Source organism: Bacillus sp. JJ1503, assembly GCF_036965125.1.
In the GTDB taxonomy this organism is placed as follows: Bacteria; Bacillota; Bacilli; order Bacillales; family Cytobacillaceae; genus Cytobacillus.
Genome location: NZ_JBALOZ010000244.1, coordinates 1 through 373 on the forward strand (window position 1 = coordinate 1; position 373 = coordinate 373).

At 34.0% G+C, this 373-nt stretch carries 1 protein-coding gene; it reads right to left on the minus strand.

The features are described from left to right. Positions 1-119: 119 nt before the first annotated feature. On the minus strand, positions 120-373 hold a 254-nt coding region (locus V7149_RS18140; RefSeq protein ID WP_335347013.1), incomplete at its 5' end, for a hypothetical protein.

Here is a 373-nt window from a genome sequence, read left to right on the forward strand (position 1 = left end):
GGACGTCGCTAGGCAAAAGAAGAACAGCTAATAAGGCTGTTCTTTTTTGTGGAGTTTTGTAAGGGAATCCATAAAGATTATGTAATTCAGCTTTATGAAGACGAACTATAAATAGCATATTAAGCAGCAGACCAAATCATAAATTGATTTGGTCTTTTTATTTGAGTTAGGCGGACACCAGTTCCGCTATGTGTACAAAAATAGGGTAATTTCATATAATTGCGGACATAGATTCCGTTATTGATAAAAAAGCAGAGATTTTCTTGTATTTTTCCAATAATCGCGAACTTAGTGTCCGCATTGGTTTCTTTAACTATGGAATTTAAATGAGTAAGAGCAAAAAAAATCATGCTCAAAGAATTCTCTGAGCATG